Origin of the sequence: Streptomyces katrae (genome assembly GCF_000966975.1) — a bacterium.
Lineage (GTDB): Bacteria > Actinomycetota > Actinomycetes > Streptomycetales > Streptomycetaceae > Streptomyces > Streptomyces katrae.
Window position 1 is genome coordinate 1 of record NZ_JZWV01001693.1, and the last position, 326, is coordinate 326.

Consider the following 326-nt stretch of genomic DNA (forward strand, 5'->3'; position numbering starts at 1 on the left):
CCCGGTCGCCGCCGGCCTCACCCGCGAGCTCCGCGAAGCCCTCACCGCCCGCGGGGCCACCGTCACCACCCTCACCGTGGACCCCGCCGAGGACCGCGCGGCCCTCGCCGGCCGGCTGCAGGAGGCCGCGGCCGGCGCCGCCCCCCGTACCGTCGTCTCCCTGCTGGCCCTGGACGGGCGCCCCGCCGCCGGACCGGCCGCCCCCGGCAGCGGGGACGCCGCCACCCTCACCCTGATCCAGGCCCTCGGTGACGCCGGGGTCGAGGCCCCCCTGTGGTGCGCCACCCGAGGCGCCGTCACCACCTCCCCCCAGGACCCGCCGACGG

1 protein-coding gene is annotated in these 326 nt (G+C 81.9%); it reads left to right on the forward strand.

Annotation, left to right across the window (positions count from 1 at the left end; all coding sequences use genetic code 11):
* Positions 1–326, forward strand: a 326-nt coding sequence (locus tag VR44_RS40145) for a Rossmann-fold NAD(P)-binding domain-containing protein (protein WP_045952638.1), incomplete at both ends; no start/stop codon positions are given.